This window comes from Rudanella paleaurantiibacter, assembly GCF_009184635.1.
In the GTDB taxonomy this organism is placed as follows: domain Bacteria; phylum Bacteroidota; class Bacteroidia; order Cytophagales; family Spirosomataceae; genus Rudanella; species Rudanella paleaurantiibacter.
In genome coordinates this window covers 568,857-586,736 of sequence record NZ_WELI01000001.1, presented here as the reverse complement: position 1 = coordinate 586,736, position 17,880 = coordinate 568,857, and the positions used below count along the sequence as shown (strand labels likewise).

Here is a 17,880-nt window from a genome sequence, read left to right as displayed (position 1 = left end):
AACAACACAAATGGGACTTTTTCTTTCAAGTGTCCCAAATTCACAATTCGTAAAAATAAGTTAATCTTAGGGTGACGTGAGAAACCAACCGCATGTCTTACTTTTGTTATTATTTAATCTCTAATTCATTTCATGACAAAACATCTATTAACACGACCGCTGACCTGGCTGTGGCTTATGCTACTGGCCTTGTCGGCACAAAGTGCCTGGGCACAGGTGAGCCTGACTTCAGGTAGCCTCACTTATACGCAGGACTTTAATAGTCTGTCTAGCTCATCAAACATGACCTGGACTAATAATTCGACATTGCCTGGTTGGTATGCAGTAAACAGTACAGGAGCCCCACTGACTTCACTTAGTGTAAGTACTGGTTCATCAAATGCTGGGGCATTTTTCAATTTTGGTTCCTCTGCTTCAACTGACCGGGCGCTGGGCTCAGCCGCGTCTGGCGCAGCGGGATTAGGCTCGCCAGGTTCGGGCGTGGTTGCCCTTCGCTATGGTGTGCTTTTCACGAACAATACAGGGTCGGCAATAACGTCTCTGAGCGTTACCTACACGGGGGAACAATGGAGAAACGGCGGAAATACAACGGCGCAAGTACTTGCTTTTGAGTACGCCACCGGAAGTACCTTATCACTTTCGGCAACAAGTGGATACACCTCGGTTTCTAATCTATCGTTTACGACTCTTGTAAACACGGCTACTGCGGCAGCACTCGACGGTAACGCTTCAGCTAACCGCACTACGTTATCGCAGCTCATTACTTTTACAACACCTGTTGCCAATGGAGAATCAATTATTCTTCGGTGGAATGATCTGAATGATTCAGGTAACGATCATGGCTTTGGCATTGATGATTTAAGCGTAACAGCAACGCTTGAGGTCACCGGCCCACAGCCGCCGACGGTAGCCAACGCTATTCCGGCCCAAACGGGTACAGTAGGTGTACCATTTACCTTTACTATTCCGGCCAATACGTTCTCAGACCCTAACAACGACGCCCTGACGTACACCGTGAGCGGCCTGCCCAATGGGTTGAGTTTTTCATCGTCGACCTCGGCCATTACGGGTACGCCTGCCACGGCAGGAAGTAGCTCAGTAACGGTGGTAGCCGCCGACCCCGGTAGCCTATCGGTAGCCACCACCTTTACGCTGACGGTCAATCCGGCCAACAGCCCCTCATTGGCTGTTAGCCCCAACGCCCTGACCGGTTTCACCACCTCACTGGGTACGGCATCGGGCGAGCAGTCGTACACGCTCACAACCGCTAACCTGACGAGCGACGTCACGGTAACAGCTTCGAGCAATGTCCAGATTTCGACTACCTCAGGCAGTGCCTACACCGGCTCGCTGACGATTCCAGCCTCAGCTACCTCGACCGTTATTTTCGTTCGTTTGTCGGACGGAGCCCCCGTAGGCCCCTTCTCAGGCAACATTACGCACACGAGCGGTGTACTGACGGCTACCGTGAGCGTAAGCGGTACCGTGAGCGTTCCGGCAGGCGTTCCGATCTCGATTGCCACGGCACGTACGCTGAGCGGCAACACCGTCACCGTGGAAGGTCGGGTAACGGTAAGCTCGCAGTTCGGCGGTCGGTTGTTCTACATTCAGGATGCCACGGCAGGTATGGCCGTTTTCAGCGGAGCCTCTCCGGCTGTCGCCATTGGCAGCGTGGCCGAACTGGGTGATCTGGTTCGCGTGACGGGCCTCGTGAAGGTATTCAACGGATACCTTGAAATTGATGCCCCCACGGGGTACACCATCACCAAGGGTACCTCCCTCGACGTACCGGCCCCGGTCGTGATTACGTCAATTGATCAACTGTCGGCCAATCAGGGTCGACTGGTGCAACTTGCCGACGCTACCTTTACAAGTGGTGGTACAACGTTTGCAACTACCTCAAGTAACTACTCTATCACGGCTGGTGGCCAAAACGGTATTTTCCGGGTCAATGCCAGCTCAGAACTCGCCGGGGCTACCAAGCCTACTGCCGCTACGCTGACCGGTATTGCCGAACGCTTTGTGAACGGCTCAACCGTAGCTGGTAACGACAACATGCAGTTGCAGGGCCGGATTCTGCGCGACGTATCGGGCGCGGCTACGGGTGGTGCTTCAGGTTCATTCTGCGCCGGCGACGGTACCACCTCAGGCAACGATACCAGCTTCGATCTGGTAACCTGGAACGTGGAATGGTTTGGACACCCGACCAACGGTCCTTCGAACAACGATCAGCAGGCCACCAACGTCCGGACGGTTCTGCAAAACCTGAATGCCGATATTTACGCCATCCAGGAAATCAGCGACCTGCCCCGTTTTGCGGCTACCGTTAGCCAGTTGGGCAGCTACTCGTATATCTGCTCTGACCGGTACTCGTACAGCTTCTCAAACCCACCCGATGCCTTTGGACAGCGGGTGTGCGTGGTGTACAAAACAAGCACGGTAACACCGGTACTCGGCGAAACGCGTGCGTACCTGACCGACTTCCCGGTAAGCAACTACCCAACCGGAAACAACAGCAGTTTCTGGGCTTCGGGCCGCTTCCCATTCCTGTTTACGGCTGACGTAAATATCAACGGAGCTACACGCCGGGTGCGGGTAATCAACATCCACGCCAAGTCAGGCTCGGCCGTTGAAGATCTGGCCCGCCGGGTATATGACCTCAACGCCCTGAAGCAGCGGATGGATGCTGACTTCCCGAATGATGCCGTTATTCTGACAGGTGACTACAACGACGACGTTGATGTTTCGATTGCGGTAGGCAACCCATCGCCCTACAAACCGTTTGTAGATGATGCGAACAACTACCGGGTGGTAACAAGCGTATTCAACCAGAGTGCCTGCTCAACCACGGGCGGCTACCCCGACGCCATCGACCACATCATGGTATCGAACGAACTGTTTGCCAACACGATCACCAACGCCACAACGTCGGTTCGCCCGATCGTTGCCAACTACCTGAACTCAACGTCGGATCACTATCCGTCGCTGACTCGTTTCGCTTTTGCAGCACCGGTAACGGCCCTGACACTGACCGCTTCGGCCTCGCCAAGCGCCATCACCACTTCGGGTACCACCACGCTGTCGGCCACGGTAACCGGTGGTACGTCGCCCTACACCTACTCGTTTAGCGGCCCCGGCACCATCACGCCAAGTGGCAATACCGCTTCGGTATCTGGTCTGTCGGCTGGTGTACAAACGTTTACGGTAACGGCCGTGGATGCTACGTCGCCTACTGCCCAAACGACCAGCACAACGGTTAGCGTGACAGTTAGCCAGCAGAACCTGGCTCCGGTAGCGCCTTCAGTAGCTCCACAGTCAGCAACGGTAGGGGTGGCTTTCAGCTTCACCGTTCCGGCGTTCACTGATCCTAACAACGACGCCCTTACCTACGCGGCCACAGGCTTACCCGCCAACGGGCTGAGCTTCGACGCAACTTCGCGTGCGATCACGGGTACGCCTTCGACAACGGGTACAATCAACGTAACCGTTACGGCCACCGACCCCGGTAGCCTCTCGGCGTCGGTAACGTTTGCCATCACGGTTAGCCCGGCTCCCCAGCAGAACCTGGCTCCGATAGCGCCTTCGGTAGCACCGCAATCAGCTACAGTAGGTACTGCCTACAGTTTCACGGTTCCGGCATTCACAGACCCCAACAACGACGCCCTTACCTATGCAGCTACGGGCTTGCCCGCCAACGGGCTGAGCTTCGATGCAACTTCGCGGGTTATCACAGGTACGCCTTCGATGTCGGGGACAGTCAACGTAACCGTTACGGCCACCGACCCCGGTAGCCTCTCGGCGTCGGTAACGTTTGCCATCACGGTTAGCCCAGTTGCCAGCACCACCACAGCTCCGCCTTCAGGCTCGGCGCTAACTCTGCTGACACCGACATACAACTGCTCGACAGGTGATATTACCTTCAACACCACAGGTGGCGATGGAACCACTATCACCTATATGGCTATTGGTGTGCAGCGGGCTTCGGCCACCAGCAACACCGGTGTGGTAGAAGCGGGTCTGCGGGCCGATGCTAAACCGTTGACCATCTCGGCAACGCAAAGCGGTGTTACCGTAAGCATCACGTTCGACTTTGCCGCTTTCTGCGCTAACCCTGGCTCAGGTACTACCACCACCCCACCGTCGGGTTCGGCGCTGGCTCTGCTGCCGCCAACCTACAACTGTGCTACGGGCGACATTACCTTCAACACCAAAGGTGGCGACGGTACGACCATCACCTACTCAGCAGTCGGTGTGCAGCGGGCTTCGGCTACCAGCAACACCGGTGTAGTAGAAGCGGGTCTACGGGCCGATGCCAAACCATTGACCATCTCGGCAACCCAAAGCGGTGTTACCGTAAGCATCACGTTTGATTTCGGTGCTTTCTGCGCCAACCCTGGCTCAGGTACCACCACGACCCCACCAACGGGCACAACCACCTGCGGCAGCTCGGCCAGCACTATTGGTCAGTCGCTCCAGGTAACAGGTGTAGCGGATGTAAATTGTCAGACGGGTACGTTCCGGATTCTGACCAGCGGTGGCGACGGTAGTGCCATCAGCTATGCAAACATTGTCGGTCTGAGCAATGCCGACCCCAACAACTGTCTGCGTGGTGTCGACGGTCCTGATCTGTTGCGGGCTATCAACACGGCTTCGTCAGATATTGGTCCGTTTGGTCTGCGAGTTAGCCAGGGTGGTGTACAGAGCAACACCTTTAGCTTTAACTTCAAGCAGTACTGTACAGCTGCTCCGGCGCGGATCGCCCGCGAAGCAGCCGGTGAGCTGAACGTTACGGTACTGGGTAATCCTACCACGAGCGAGGATGTTGAAGTCGACGTACGCGGAGCCGGTCAGGAAGCCGTTCGTTTCATGCTGACTACGGCCGGGGGACGCGTAATTAACCAACACACGGCCCAACCGGTACAAGGCACGCTGCGTCAGCGCATTGAGTTGGGTAACGCTATGGGTATTTATCTACTCCAGGTTACTACCGGTACGCAGAAGCAGACGGTGAAAATTGTGAAGCAGTAATCTTCGTTTTTTGCGTAAAAACGAGAAAAGGCCCCTCAAATCGAGGGGCTTTTTTCTTGCTATTTACTTAAGGATAAATACGGATTTTTTGTATACTACCCTTATAATTCTATCAATTTAATCAACACCCTATTGGGATTGAAAATATTGACAATCAGCCATATATATTATTCCAACCGACTACCAGAAAAAGTTTCCGTTCAGGCTTTAATTGTTTTATAATATCGCGTCTTCTACGCAATATTGCGAGAACAAATACATCTGTATTCCACATTCAATTTGTCTAAATTTTACTACCGTTTTATGTCTCACCTACTACGACCGCCAACCGGCCGTCTTCTGACGTGCCTGTTGGTACTGCTCTCCTTATGCTTGGCGCGCAGTGGTCAAGCACAAACCCCCGTACCTTTAGCCTCTCAACCTGGGTTATCTTACACAGCTACCTTTGCAGATATCGCTAACTGGACGAACGACTTTGCGACTGGCATAGAAGCCAACCGATTCAAAGGAGTCCCCATAGGCGGTTCGGCATCAGTTCCTGACCCAACTCGTACCACATTTACCAGTACATCCTTTACGACTGGTTCTTCGGGGGGCTTACAGAGGGGGACAGGAACATTAGTCTTACTATCCACTGGTACCGGTGATAACACGACAAGTATAGCCGTTGACTTCTACGTAAGCTTTACTGGCCTTAAAGCCGGAACGCTATCGTTCGATGCGTCAACGGTGTTTAACACTGCCGGGGATCGTAAAGGCACGTTGAAAGTGTATGGGTCAACCGACAACGGTGCCAGCTTTACAGACCTGAACGCCGACTACACGGCAACCAACAATGTCGCTGGCTCTGCAAACGTATCGGTGCAGTTACCAGCAGCATTTAATAATGCTGCCCAGGCAATCTTCCGGCTTTATTATTACAACGGAGGAACGCCAGTAGGCTCTACGGGTAGCCGTCCGAAGATCGCGATTGATAACCTGACAGTCACAGGTTTCGAGAACACCGTTACGCTCGCCAGCAGCAACTCGCTTAACTGCGAGCTGACTTCGGCAACCATCACGGCGGCTGCTTCAGCAACTGACGCATCAACAACGTACGCATTTAGCGCGGGTGCTACGCCCGTTGCCCAGAATAGCAATCAGGCTGTCGTCAATACGGCGGGGCCACACTCGGTCGTGGTGAATACGACCGGTTACGTATCGAGTTCGGCGACCATCACCATTACGGTTGATCAGAACCCGCCGGTGGTTACCGTTTCGCCCTCGGCCACGGCCATTTGTAACGGGTCCAGTGTGGGCCTTACGGCAAGCGGTGCGGTATCGTACACCTGGAGCACAGGGGCTAATACCGCTTCGATTACCGTAAACCCGACCAGCACCACCACGTATACGGTGACGGGAGCTAACGCGGGCGGCTGTACCAGCTTCACCACGGTCACGGTTACCGTGAACTCGTTTGGTACTGCGCCTACGCTCACGCCGAGCGGAACACTGGGCTGCGGAGCGCCAACCATTACACTGACCGCTACCCCAGCCGGGGCGGCCAATTATGTGTTTACCGGTCCGGCAGCTGTTACCGCAAGCGGAGCCACGGCTACCGTAAATACACCCGGCACGTACACAGTTACAGTAACTGACGCCAACGGTTGCTCGGCTACGGCCACCGCTACCGTAACGGGTACAGGGGGCGGCTGCCCGGTACAGAACGTGACCAAGAATCTGTTCTACGCTACGATTCAGGCCGCCGTTTCGGCAGCGAGCCCCAATGACCTCATCTATGTACCCGCCGGTACCTACGACGAGATGGTGATAATCGACAAGCCGCTTTCGCTCAGCGGTCAGGGCACCAGCACCAATGTGACCTTTACGGGTACGGTGCCGGTTTCAGCGTTGGCCTCACTCTTCACGGTAGCCTCAGCCGATGTGACCATTCAGAACTTCGGTTTCACCGTTGACCTGAGCAAGACGCACTCGGCTATCCACACCACCGGCAACGACCGCTCGAACCTGCGCGTACTGAACAACACCATCACGCCAGTAGGTACGCCCATCAGCGGGCAGTACGGTCGCCGGAACGCCATTGCTATCAACCCCAATATAGGGTTATCTACTGCAACCCTCGACAACGACGGGTTTGGGGGCGTAGTGGTGCAGGGGAACCGGGTCAATGCACACAGCACACTTGGCAACTCGTTCCGGGCCGCTGTCCAGATTGACCTGTCTTCGGGAATCATTGGTGGCAGCGGTGCTGGTCAGGGCAACTCGTTTACGGCTATCAACCACGATGTAGTCGCCCGGTTTACCAACCAGGGAGACATTACCATCGAGGGTAACACAGCTGGTGGCGGTGGTATTCAGATTTCGGACCCCAATCCGGGAGCAGGTAATATCACTGTATCAAACAACACCTTCAACGGAACATTTGCACAACCCACTACGGGTGTGCTACCTAGTGGCGCTCTGTTGCGGATTCAGAACAACGGTATTTCGGGCACGAAAACCCTGCTGGTACAGAACAACACGTTCTCGAACCACCGCTGGGCTATCAGCGCCGAAAACAACGCGGGCTTCACCATCACGGGCAATACCTTTACGCCCAATGCAGCCGCTACCGACTACCGGCATATCTCGGTCAACACCAAGCTGATTGCCTCGAACAGCGCTACGCTGACCGACACGCAAATGCAGACATTGGGCGGAACGATTTCGGGTAATACGTTCAACGGCTCGTCGACGCCCAACAGCGGCACGGCCATTGCGTTCCTGAACCACCGCACGGCCGGGGCCAAGTTTGGCGCGTTTACTATTGGTTCGTCAGGTTCTGAGAACCAGTTCAACGCGGCAATCGGCACGTTTGTGATGCTCGACAACAGCACCGGTGCCAGCTCAGGCTATGGCTCGCCGTTCGGTGATTACGCGGGCGTCTCATCAGCAATTACGACCATGGGCCCCTGGGCTACCGACCTCGACATTCGGAATAACCGGTTCGACATTGGTGGTGGTCTAACGCTTCCCTCAGCCTTCGACGCTTCGCAGCGTGCTACGCTCGAAACCCGTCTGTTCCACAAGCCCGACGACGCGGCTGTGGGCCGACTGCTGTATTTCGATCCGGTGCGTAACCTCACGCAGAACACGTTCTTCCCCACCATCCAGTCGGCAGTCAATGCTGCTAACGCGGGCGACGTGATTCAGGCAGCGGAGGCCACCTTTAACGAGCGAGTGACCATCGACAAGTCGCTCACCCTGCAAGGAGCCAGCAAAACCGCCACCATCCTCGATGGTACAGGACTGAGCGGTACCGGCAGCGGTATCTCGATCAATAGCGGAGTCACCAACGTGACCATCCGCAACCTGACGGTGCAGAAGTATGTGGGCAACGGCCCCAACAGCAGCGCTGGTATCTACGCAGCGCAGGGCAACAACAACCTGGTCGTTTCCGACGTACAGTCGCTGAGCAACTCAGGCGGAGCTGGCTTCTACGCCAACGGTCCGGTGCAGAGCGTGACGGTAACGAGCTCAACCTTCTCGGGCCACGACAACTCGAAAGGGGCAGCCCGGGGTATCGTGATCTGGAACGGCTTCAAGCAGAACATCTACATTGTCAACAACACGGTCACCAACAACAATTGTTGTGGTATCGAGTTGCAGGACGGTACGGCATCGGGCGTCACCATCACGGGGAACACCATTACCGACAACGGCGACAATGGTATCGGCGTCACCGGCTTACAGTCGGGAGCCGGGGCAAACCTGATTGCCAACAACACAATCACGAACAACGGCCGTTTTGGTATTGAGGTGAAACTCCCGAACGGTACCGGTGCTACTTCGGGCGATGGCAGCATCGTCGTAGAAAACAACACGGTAACCCGGTCTACGGCCATCACCGATGCCCGCGACATTGGCGGTATTGTGGTGATTCGCCGGGGTTTTGTGATCGGTAACAACAACGTCGATATTCCGACGGGGGTTGTGGTTCGGAACAACACGGTATCGGGCTATCAGCAACCGTCAACCAGCGATGGCTTCGGTATTGTGGTTGAAGGTATCGGTCATACGGTACAGAACAACTCGGTACAGAACAACGATGTAGGTATTCAGCAGCAGGCTGGTCATGGCCCCTATGCGGCTAATGCCATAACAGACGGTGACCAGTCAAACCTGGCCGATTCGTATTTCGGACGGGGCAACTCACCCGCTACCTGTGGCAACACGGTTTCGGGCAACACCTTCAGCGGTAACGGCGTCGACGCCCGCAATGTCGGCAACGTATTGGGTGTAGAGTTGGTCACCAACACGAACACTGGCCAGAAATTCTGCTCAATTCAATCTGCCATCGACGCTGCCGGTACTCAGACTGGTCACACCTTGCAGGTGAGCCCAGGTACTTACAGCGAGCAGGTGCTGGTGAACAAAGGGGTACGGATTGTCGGCTCAGGCACGCCTTCGCCGGTTCTGAACTTTACAGGAACCGTAACGGGCAAGCCCACTATTTTTGATGTATCGGCCGACGGTGTCAGCATCGAGGGTCTGACGTTCTCAGTGGATCTGGCGAAACTGAAAAGTGCGATCATCGCCAGCGGAGCCAGCATTGATAATATTGCCATCAAAAACAATACGATCAACGGCTACGGAACGCCTGCCTCAGGAACGTACACCGACCGGAATGCGGTCAGCGTAAACTTCAATGGTAACACGGCGTACCGCGTAGCAACCGGGGGCGTAAACAGCGTAACCTTTACGGGTAACACCGTGACGGGTACGGCACCCGCCAGCTACTTCCGGTCGGGCATCTCGGCCGATGAGGTAAGTGGTACGTTCACCGGTAATACCCTGACGTCAATCAATCAGGATATTCAAATACGGTTTAACAGTGTAGGTGCGGTAACTATTTCGAACAACACCCTCAACGGGGGCGGTGTAGAATTTGCCGAGCCGAATGCCGGCAGCGGTCAGATCACCATTGCGAGCAACACCTTCAACGCGGCTTTCGCGAATGCAGCGGCTCCTAACACGGCGGTACTACGTCTGAAAAACAATCAGGCAGGCCGTACGGTGGTGGTTGAAGGCAACACCTTCTCGCAACACCAGTGGGGTATCAGCCAGGAGAACTTTAACACGGTAACGTACAACAACAACACGTTTACCCCGTTGGCGAACTCGACCACGTTCCGTCACCTGACGGTCAACACGAAGTCGATCAGTTCGAACTCGCCTGACATTGTGCTGGGCAACCAGTCGGCAACCCTGACCAACAATACCTTCAATGGTTCGGGGACACCGGGCGGTACGGGCGTGGCTTTCTACAACCACGATACCGACAACCCAACGTTCGGAACCATCACGTTCGGAACTACGGGCAACGCCAACACGTTCAACGCGGGCATTAGCACGTTTATCCGTGTCGACAATTCAACCGGGCCATCAGCTACGGGGGCATCGTCGCCGTTTACGGGTGCTGCGGGCTTCCCTGAGTACGGTGGCTCAATTCGGCCAACGAACATGGGCCCCTGGACGCCAAACATCGACATCCGCAACAACCGGTTCGATTTGGGTTCAGGCGCACAGCTGCCGTCAACGTTCAACGCTTCGCAGCGTGCTACCCTCGAAACCCTGCTGTTCCACAAGCCCGACGACGCGGCCGTGGGTCAGCTGATCTACTTCGATCCGGTACGTAACCTCACGCAGAATACGTTCTTCCCCACCATTCAGGCGGCAGTCAATGCTGCCAATGTGGGCGACGTCATCGAAGCGGCTGAGTACACCTTCAACGAGCGAGTGACCATCGACAAGTCGCTCACTCTGCAAGGAGCCAGCAAAACCGCCACCATCCTCGATGGTACAGGACTGAGCGGTACCGGCAGCGGTATCTCGATCAATAGCGGAGTCACCAACGTGACCATCCGCAACCTGACCGTGCAGAAGTATGTGGGTAACGGCCCCAACAGCAGTGCCGGTATCTACGCAGCACAGGGCAACAACAACCTGGTCGTTTCCGACGTACAGTCGCTGAGCAACTCAGGCGGAGCTGGCTTCTACGCCAACGGTCCCGTGCAGAGCGTGACGGTAACAAGCTCGACCTTCTCGGGCCACGACAACTCGAAAGGGGCAGCCCGGGGTATCGTGATCTGGAACGGCTTCAAGCAGAACATCTACATTGTCAACAACACGGTCACCAACAACAACTGTTGTGGTATCGAGTTGCAGGACGGTACGGCATCGGGCGTTACCATCACGGGGAACACCGTAACGGGTAACGGCGACAGCGGTATCGGCCTAACGGGATTGAAAGGTGGAGCCGGTGCTAACCTCATCGCCGGAAACACCATTTCGAACAACGGCCGTTTCGGTATTGAAATCAAGAATCCGAACGGAACGGGGACTACCTCGGGCGACGGCAGCATCGTGGTTGAAAACAACACGGTAAGCTTTGCCGCCAGCCCATCGATGAACAACCGCGACCATGCGGGTATTTCGGTGTACCGGCGGGGCATGCTGCCGAACAACACGGAAGGCTACCCGGATGTACCCACAGGCGTGGTGATTCGGAACAACACCGTGACGGGCTTCCAGCACCAGAATCAGGTGTCGGCACCGACCGAGAGCGAAGGGTTCGGTATCGTGATCGAAGGCCGGAACCATACCGTTACGGGCAACACGCTGAACAACAATAACATTGGTATTCAGCAGCAGGGCGGTTTGCACCCCGCGGCCAACTACGTTGCCAACAACGCGGGCGATGGTCTCCAGGATGCGGGCGCTTCACCCGCTTACTTCGGCCGGGGTAACTCACCGACCGTATGTAACAACACGGTGGATGCCAACAACTTTAGCGGTAACACAACGGATGTTCGGTACAGTGGCCCAGCCGCCTTTACGGTAACGGCCCTGGCCGCGTCGGCAACGGCGTGCATTGGCCAACCCGTCGAGCTATCGGCCCAAACCCTCAACGGTACGGCTCCGTATAGCTTCACGTGGGCAGCCCCAGCTGGTGCTACCGTTAACGCTACTAACCTGAGCGCCGTAACCGGCACCCTGTCGGCATCGGGCACGCAAACGTTCACGGTGAACGTACAGGATACGTACGGTTGTGCTACGTCGGCAACGGTAGTAGTAACAGGCAAGCCTCTGCCGGTAGCTACGCTGGTAGGTCCGGCCGAAATCTGCACGGGCAACAGCCTGACGCTGACCGCCGGTGGTGGAGTCAGCTACGTGTTCTCGCCCAATGTGGTGAGCAGCACGGGCAACACGGCCGTGATTAATACAGCCGGGGTGTACTCAGTAACCGCAACAAATAGCGACGGTTGTACGGCCAGCAAGAGCCTGACGGTAACCGAATCAGCTGCCGCTACGGCCACCCTCTCATCGGCTACGTTGACCTGCGCGCAAACCAGCGTAACGCTGACCGCCACGGGTGGTAACAGCTATACCCTGAGCGACGGCCAAACTAACACGACGGGTATTTTCAGCGTATCAACAGCAGGCAGCTACACCGTAACGGTGACCAACGCGGGTGGATGTACGGCTACGGCCTCCTCGTCAGTAACGCTGAACAACACGCAGCCAACCCTGACCATCAGCCCCTCGGCCACCACAATCTGTGCCGGTACGAGTGCAAACCTGACGGCCAGCGGTGCGGTATCGTACACCTGGAGCACGGGCGTGTCAACGGCCGCCATCAGCGTCTCGCCAACGGCCACTACGGTCTACTCGGTAACGGGTACCAACGCCATTGGTTGTACAGGTACGGCATCGGTCACAGTAACGGTGAACTCGATTCCAGATGTGACCGTGGCCGTGAGCCCCTCGCAAACGGTTTGCGCAGGTACGTCGGTTACGCTGACAGCAAACGCACCAGCAGGTAGCACCTACCGCTGGGCACCGGGTCTGATCAACAATACCTCAGCCTCGTTTGCTCCGCTACTTCCGCTCAACACGACTACCACGTACAGTGTAACGGTAACCAACGCCGGTTGCCGCACCACCATCAGTACGCAGGTAACCGTAAACCCACGGCCAACGGTATCGGTATCGCCAGCCGCAGCTTCGATTTGCTCAGGTCAGTCGGTAACGCTGACGGCCAATGCAACGGGTACAGGTCCGTTCAGCTACACCTGGACTAACGCGCCAGCGGGCCAGCAGAACAATCCGTTTATCGTGGTTGAAGCAACCGGTACCTACTCGGTTCGGGTAACGGATGCCAACGGATGTACACCATTGCTCCCCGGTGTTTCAGGCATTGTCACGATTGGTTTGCCAGCCGCTCCGGTGGTCAGCAGCACCAATAACTTTACAGCCTGCGAGGGTACGCCGGTTAGCCTGTCGGCCAGCTGCGTAACGAACACCACCGCTCGCTGGCGTGCAAGCGATGGTACCATTACCAACGCATCGACACTCAGCAGCCCAACCACAGCCGGTACGTATAACTACACGGTGGTTTGCGTAGCTTCTGGCATCGGCTACTGCGAAAGCACGTCGATACTGGCTACGGCTACTGTATCGGCTGCGCCGGTGGTTAGCCTGGCAGGTCCGGCTCTGGTATGCTCAGGTAGCAGCGCCACACTGACGGCTTCGGCCACAACGCCGGGTACCACGTATGTGTTCTCGTCGAATGTAGTGAGCAGTGCCGGTAACACGGCGGTGATCAACGCGGCAGGTACGTACTCAGTAACGGCTACCGCCAGCGGTTGCTCATCGACCACCAGCCTCACGGTAGGTGCAGGTACAACCCCGACGGCTTCGCTCACCAACAGCGGTGTACTGAGCTGCTCGAACACGACTGTTACGCTGACGGCAACAGGTGGTACCAGCTACAGCCTGAGCAATGGTCAGAGCAACACGACGGGTATCTTCACCGTATCAACGGCCGGTACCTACACCGTAACGGTTGGTAACGGCGACGGTTGCACCTCAACGGCAACCACTACGGTCACGAGCACCACCAACGCCATCACGGCCACACTGGTTGCGAGCGGAACCATCTCTTGTGCCAACCCAAGCGTAACGCTCACGGCTAGCCCATCGGGTCTCGCTTCGTATGTGTTCAGCGCGGGGGCCACGCAAATTGGCGGCAGCACGGGCAATACCGCTACCGTAACCACGGCAGGTACGTACTCCGTTACGATTACCGACGCGGGTGGTTGCTCAGCAGTAGCTCAGGTTACCGTAATGGGTAGCTCAACATCGCCGGTGGCTTCTCTCACCGCCAGTGGTGTACTCAGCTGCTCAACCACGTTTGTTGCGCTGACGGCTTCACCAGCGGGTGCTGTCTCGTACGCATTCAGCGCGGGCGCTACCCAGATCGGCGGCAGCGCGGGTAATACGGCTACGGTAACTACGCCGGGTATCTACTCAGTAGTCATCACGGGCGCGAATGGTTGCACCACGTCGGCTTCGGTTACGGTGATGGGTAGCACAACAGCCCCCACAGTTAGCCTGGCCAACAACGGCACCATTACCTGCAACAACACCAGCGTAACACTGACGGCTACACCAGCTGGCCAGGGCACGTATGTGTTCAGCGCAGGAGCTACGCAGATTGGTGGTAGCACGGGTAACACCGCTACCGTATCGGCAGGTGGTACCTACACGGTAGTTGTAACGGCGGCTAACGGTTGTACCGCTTCGGCCACAACCACGGTCGAAAGCGCAACCAACGCCGTCAACGCAACACTGGCCGCTTCGGGTACACTCACCTGTGCCCAAACGAGCGTGACCCTGACCGCTACGGGCGGTACCAGCTACAGCCTGAGCAATGGTCAGAGCAACACGACGGGTATCTTCACCGTATCAACCGCCGGTACCTACACCGTAACGGTCAGCAATGCTGGCAACTGCACGGCGACTGCTACGGCAACCGTGATGAGCAGCACCGCCGGACCAGCCGTAACCATTGCGGCTATGCCGGGTACTGCAGTAACGATGGGCCAGGCCCTGACGCTGACGGCCTCGGGTGCAACGGGCTACACCTGGAGCACCGGTGCCACGACGGCGAGCATCAACCCGCCCACCTCAGCAACAGGAACCTTCACCTACTCGGTAACGGGTACAGCGGGTAACGGCTGCTCAGGCACCGCGACCATCTCGATTACGGTATCGAACACGGTAGCACCGGCCTGCGGTAGCCCAGCGGGCACCATTGGTCAGCCACTGGCGCTGATGGAGCCGATCTACAACTGTCAGACAGGGCAGATTCAGTTTATCACCGTGGGTGGTAACGGTAGCCCGATTACGTTCTCGGCAGTGGGTATCACCGGCCCAACCATAAGCTGCACAGCGATGGTTGATGGTCAGGTAGCGGTAGACATCCGCAACCAGAGCCCCAACGTTCAGCCGTTCGTTCTGTTTGCAACGCAAAACGGCGTAACGGTGAGCTATACCTGGAACGCGCTCGCGGCCTGCGCGGGTGGTATGGGTAACAACTCGCCAACGGTAGTCAACCCAGTTGGCCCGCAGTCGGCCACGGTAGGTGTACCGTTTACGCTCAATATTGGTAATGTGTTTAGCGATATGGAGACGCCGAACAGCCTGGTGCTGTCGGTAAGTGGCCTGCCTGCCGGTCTGACCTTCAGCGGTACGACCATCAGCGGTACGCCATCGTTCTCAGGTATAAGCACCGTAACGCTGCGCGCCACCGATCCGGGTAGCCTCTCAACCGGCGCTACTTTCACGCTGACCGTTAGCCCGGCCAGCAGCACCACGGTGGCTCCGCCTGCCAACACGGCCCCCACGGTGGCCAACGCAGTAGGTCCCCAGTCGGCAACGGTGGGCACAGCCTACTCGCTCAACGTGGGTAGCGTCTTCACCGACGCTCAGACGCCGGGTAGCTTAGTGCTCGCAGCCAGCGGCCTGCCTGCTGGTCTGTCTCTGGCTGGCACCACCATCAGCGGTACCCCATCGGTATCGGGTGTGGTTACAGTTACGCTGACGGCCACCGACCCGGGTAGCCTCTCGGCCAGCACCAGCTTCCAGCTCACGGTAAGCCCAGCCGCCAGCACCACGACCAACCCACCTGTGGGCGGTCCGTTGGCGGCAACAGTGGTGAGCTACAACTGCCAGACCGGTGCGATTGTCTTCGGCTCGACAGGGGGTAACGGTTCAGCGGTTGAGTATCTGGCCATCGGTATCACCGGCTGGACAACCAACACCAACCACGTGATCGAGGCTGGCCTGCGGGCCGATCCTAAGCCGGTAACGGTGCGGGTACGCCAGAACGGTGTGGAAGGAACGGCCTTTGTCTTCGACTTTGGTGCCTTCTGCTCAGGCAACCCACAGCCACCCACCAACACGGCCCCCACGGTGGCCAACGCGGTAGGTCCCCAGTCGGCAACGGTGGGCACAGCCTACTCGCTCAACGTGGGTAGCGTCTTCACCGACGCTCAGACGCCGGGTAGCTTAGTGCTCGCAGCCAGCGGTCTGCCTGCTGGTCTGTCACTGGCTGGCACCACCATCAGCGGTACCCCATCGGTATCGGGCGTGGTAACAGTAACCCTGACAGCCACCGACCCGGGTAGCCTATCGGCCAGCACCAGCTTCCAGCTCACGGTAAGCCCAGCCGCCAGCACCACGACCAACCCACCTGTGGGCGGTCCGTTGGCGGCAACGGTGGTGAGCTACAACTGTCAGACTGGTGCGATTGTCTTCGGCTCGACAGGGGGTAACGGTTCAGCGGTTGAGTATCTGGCCATCGGTATCACCGGCTGGACAACCAACACCAACCACGTGATCGAGGCTGGTCTGCGGGCCGATCCTAAGCCGGTGACGGTGCGGGTACGCCAGAACGGTGTGGAAGGAACGGCCTTTGTCTTCGACTTTGGTGCCTTCTGCTCAGGCAACCCACAGCCACCCACCAACACGGCCCCCACGGTGGCCAACGCGGTAGGTCCTCAGTCGGCAACGGTGGGCACAGCCTACTCGCTCAACGTGGGTAGCGTCTTCACCGACGCTCAGACGCCGGGTAGCTTAGTGCTCGCAGCCAGCGGCCTGCCTGCTGGTCTGTCACTGGCTGGCACCACCATCAGCGGTACCCCATCGGTATCGGGCGTGGTTACAGTTACGCTGACAGCTACGGATCCGGGTAACCTGTCGGGAAGCACCAGCTTCCAGCTCACGGTAAGCCCGGCAACGAGCGGCACAACAACTCCGCCTGCCCCGGCAAGCTGTGGTAGCCCAGCCAATACGTTGGGTGGTGCACTCCAGATCACGGGTGTAGCGGATGTAAACTGCCAGACGGGTACGTTCCGGATTCTGACCAGCGGTGGCGACGGTAGCGCAATCAGCTACGCCAACATCGTCGGTCTGAAAAATGCCGATCCGAACAACTGTCTGCGGTCACTGGATAACCAGGATCTGATTAATGCGGTGAACAACCCATCGTCCGACATCAATCCGTTCCAGTTGCGCGTGACTCAGGGTGCTACCATCAGCAATACGTTTAGCTTCAACTTCAAAGGAGTCTGCACAGGCGGAGCCCGGGTTGCCAGCGAGACGGCTGCTGAACTGGAAGTTACGGTAATGGGCAACCCAACGTCGGCCGAGTCAGTTGAGGTCGAAGTACGCGGAGTAGGCAGCGAAGCTGTCACCCTGCGCGTGGTTGCGCTGCAAGGTCAGTCGGTAAGCAACCAGTTAGTAACTCCTGCTTCGGGCGTAGCTCGTGGTCGGGTGAAACTGGGCGAATCGGCGGGCACGTACCTCTTGCAGGTAAGCACACCGACCCGGACTAAAACCGTGAAGGTGGTTCGGCAGTAACAGGATCTGCTTTGAACGAGAGCCCCCGACCTGACCGTCGGGGGCTCTTTGTTTATATAGACGCTGAACACGCACTATGTCAGCACAAACTGTCTAATGAATAGT

The 17,880-nt window shown here is 57.2% G+C and carries 2 protein-coding genes; both read left to right on the top strand.

The window, feature by feature from the left end:
- Positions 1-132: 132 nt before the first annotated feature.
- On the top strand, positions 133-5,028 hold the full coding sequence (locus tag F5984_RS02450; RefSeq protein ID WP_152122474.1) for a putative Ig domain-containing protein: 4,896 nt from the start codon (positions 133-135) through the stop codon (positions 5,026-5,028).
- A gap of 729 nt (positions 5,029-5,757) precedes the next feature.
- Complete coding sequence (locus F5984_RS02445; RefSeq protein WP_185155398.1) at positions 5,758-17,775, top strand: putative Ig domain-containing protein; 12,018 nt, start codon at positions 5,758-5,760, stop codon at positions 17,773-17,775.
- Positions 17,776-17,880: the final 105 nt, after the last annotated feature.

Excerpts from the sequence above, each read along its gene's own strand:
- F5984_RS02450 (WP_152122474.1), top strand. The coding sequence starts at position 133 with ATGACAAAACATCTATTAACACGACCGCTGACCTGGCTGTGGCTTATG.